This window comes from Chamaesiphon sp. VAR_48_metabat_135_sub (genome assembly GCF_031418915.1).
Classification (GTDB): Bacteria; Cyanobacteriota; Cyanobacteriia; order Cyanobacteriales; family Chamaesiphonaceae; genus Chamaesiphon.
This window is the reverse complement of sequence record NZ_JANOJV010000247.1, coordinates 1-2,776: the sequence shown is the minus strand read 5'-3', so window position 1 is coordinate 2,776 and position 2,776 is coordinate 1. Positions and strand designations below refer to the sequence as shown.

Here is a 2,776-nt window from a genome sequence, read left to right as displayed (position 1 = left end):
TATCGTTCCTGGTGGTGGTACAACCCTAGCTCACCTCTCCCCTGAGTTGGAAGTTTGGGCACAAGCTAACCTCAAAGATGAGGAATTAACTGGTGCATTAATCGTTACCCGCGCTCTTTCAGCTCCACTCAAACGGATTGCTGAAAACGCTGGTCAAAACGGTGCAATCATCGCTGAACGTGTCAAAGAAAAAGCATTTGATGTTGGCTACAACGCTGCAACAAATGAGTTTGTAGACATGTTTGAAGCTGGTATCGTTGACCCTGCGAAAGTAACTCGTTCGGCTCTGCAAAATGCCGCTTCGATCGCAGCTATGATCCTCACCACTGAGTGCATCATCGTTGACAAACCAGAGCCTAAAGACGGCGGTGCTGGTGCTGGCGGCCCAATGGGCGGTAATGACTACGGCGATTACTAATTCTCAATTTCAATAATTTTTAGACGGATATTCCGTTAATATTTATAGCTATCTTCTGATGAAGATAGCTATTTTTGTCTAAACTTGTAAGGATAGATCCCCGACTTCTTTGAGAAGTCGGGGATCTGGGAATCAACATAAATCCTAAGCCAAATACTGAATTAATTGAGATCGAGCTGGAATATCTTCGACTAAAAATGTTTTCAAATCTTCAGGAGATGGTTTTACCATAACAGCCAATCGATTGCATTGATTGGCGATACATCGATCGAAGATATTTCTCACAAATCTACCATTACCTAATTCGCCGATCCGATCGATAAAATCAGTTACTAGATTGTTAAAAGTAGGCAAAATTGAATCATCTAATAAATAGCTATTTTTTGCACACAAAGATTTGAAAATTGCTGTTAACTCAACAGGGGCATAATCTTCAAAATTGATCGATCGAGAGAATCGTGATTTTAAACCAGGATTAGAATTAATAAATCTCGCCATTTCATCCTGATATCCAGCTACAATCACCACTAAATTATCGCGGTGATCTTCCATTAATTTTAACAGAGTATTAACGGCCTCTTGTCCAAAGGGATCTTCTCTACCATTGGGCACAAGTGAATAGGCTTCATCGATAAATAAAACTCCCCCTAACGCTGATTCGATCGCCTTCATAGTTTTAGGTGCAGTTTGCCCAACGTATGATGCGACTAGACTACTACGATCGACTTCTATAAATTGACCCTGAGATAATATTCCCAGATCTTGATATATCTCACCAATAATTCTGGCTACTGTGGTTTTACCTGTACCTGGATTGCCTGTAAATACTAAATTTTCCAATTCAAAACTCAACTTTCAACTAATTTGCTGCTTCCGACATTTCGATCGTGCGACTATCATAGTCTTTCACCAAAAAATTCAGCGGTTTCTCGCTGCGAATCTTGTGCTTGACTCCACGAGTTTGAATCCGCATTAGAATTTGTTCGAGACAATCTCGATCGAAACAAACATGTCGTTGACGATTTTTCTCGCCCAGACTAGCTCCAGTAATTACATGCAACTGGGTATTTTTCTTGAGCTGATACCACAATCCTTCAGAACCTTTCATCCCTCTCACTGCAGCTCTACCCATTGGTGCCGCTAAATACATCGGATCGATTCCCGCAGTGCCGATCGTCTGCTCGTAGTCATAATAATAATGCAATGGAACTTGAGCGATCGGCAAACTCAACAATCCTTCGTACAAATCCTGGGCAATTTGGAGATCGGACACCATTACCGTGTAGACCTTCGGAGCACTAGAGAGAAACAGCCACATCGCCCCAGCGTAGGCGGCAAGCAGCATCACCATGATGCCTTGGGTCGAAATCAGACTATCTAGAGGCATAAAATCGAGAGGGCTAGGATTAGGTATATGTTAGCAGCTCAGATTAATTAAGTGAATATCAGTGTGAGTCGATCGACCTAAATTCAGCCATTAATCAAGTTGCGGCAGAGATCTTTACCCCAACCCCTTTGTCAAGGGGGCTTTCTATCCTCCTCCTCTTTCCAAGGGGGCAGGGTGGTTTCACTCACCGTCAGCCTCAATCTTTCAGTCCACTTGAGTGGACTTTTGTCGCTAGCCCGCACTTTAATCGCGGGCGGTTGAAGACTAAGCACCAAGGTTTGTGTATTTTTCTTTGCTTGTATGAAACCACCTTGCCCTCCTCACATCCTCGGGCAGGACTGAGGTGGGGTAAAGATCTCCGCCGCACCTCAAAAAGATCGTTAGACAAATCTACAGTCACCTGCTATGATAATAGTTCTGTGAATTTTTTCAAACCACATGAAAGCTCAGGAAATTCTTCGCTCGATCGAAGCGGAATATCTAAAATCCGATCTGCCTACCCTTCACATCGGCGACACTGTCCGTGTGGGCGTAAAAATTCAAGAAGGTAACAAAGAACGGGTTCAACCTTACGAAGGCATTATCATTGCCATGCGTAACGGTGGAATCAATAAAACGGTTACTGTTCGTCGTGTCTTCCAAGGTATCGGCGTGGAACGGGTATTCCTGTTACACTCTCCCAAGGTTGATAACGTCAAAGTAATTCGTCGCGGTAAAGTCCGTCGTGCGAAACTGTTTTATCTTCGCGATCGTGTCGGTAAAGCAACTCGTGTCAAACAACGGTTCGATCGTCCTTTGTAAGGATCGTCGATTTAATTCGAGTGTCCTGGTTATTAACTTTAGTTTATGATATTATACTAAAGTGCAGTGCCAGGAATATCACTCCACATCACACTTGCGCTTTTAGTTCAGTTGGTAGAACGTTGGTCTCCAAAACCAAATGTCGGGGGTTCAAGTCCTCCAGGGCGCGT

4 protein-coding genes and 1 tRNA gene are annotated in these 2,776 nt (G+C 43.4%); 3 read left to right on the top strand and 2 right to left on the bottom strand.

Translation table 11 applies throughout. From position 1 onward, the window contains the following. Positions 1-418 (top strand): TCP-1/cpn60 chaperonin family protein (locus tag RMO55_RS17195; RefSeq protein ID WP_310428512.1); only part of this gene is annotated, 418 nt, incomplete at its 5' end. 144 nt (positions 419-562) lie between these two features. On the opposite strand, the gene RMO55_RS17190 is transcribed toward RMO55_RS17195, so the two are convergent. Together RMO55_RS17190 and RMO55_RS17185 are read right to left on the bottom strand one after the other, a co-directional pair. Continuing rightward, entirely contained in the window at positions 563-1,270 is a 708-nt protein-coding gene (locus RMO55_RS17190; RefSeq protein WP_310428510.1) for an AAA family ATPase, read from the bottom strand. Between the two features lie 7 nt (positions 1,271-1,277). Next, a complete protein-coding gene (locus RMO55_RS17185) occupies positions 1,278-1,805 on the bottom strand; it encodes a glyoxalase-like domain protein (RefSeq protein ID WP_310428508.1) in 528 nt (175 codons plus the stop codon). A gap of 438 nt (positions 1,806-2,243) precedes the next feature. On the opposite strand from RMO55_RS17185, the gene rplS reads away from it, so the two are divergent. Both rplS and RMO55_RS17175 read left to right on the top strand, forming a co-directional pair. Continuing rightward, the gene (gene rplS / locus RMO55_RS17180; protein ID WP_310428506.1) at positions 2,244-2,606 is read left to right on the top strand and encodes a 50S ribosomal protein L19; all 363 of its coding nucleotides are present in this window, start codon (positions 2,244-2,246) and stop codon (positions 2,604-2,606) included. 96 nt (positions 2,607-2,702) lie between these two features. Then, positions 2,703-2,775: transfer RNA gene (locus RMO55_RS17175), tRNA-Trp, on the top strand. Position 2,776 lies beyond the last annotated feature (1 nt).

Bases quoted from the DNA above. Each gene is read 5' to 3' on its own strand.
- RMO55_RS17185 (WP_310428508.1), bottom strand. From the start codon at position 1,805: ATGCCTCTAGATAGTCTGATTTCGACCCAAGGCATCATGGTGATGCTG.
- rplS (WP_310428506.1), top strand. From the start codon at position 2,244: ATGAAAGCTCAGGAAATTCTTCGCTCGATCGAAGCGGAATATCTAAAA.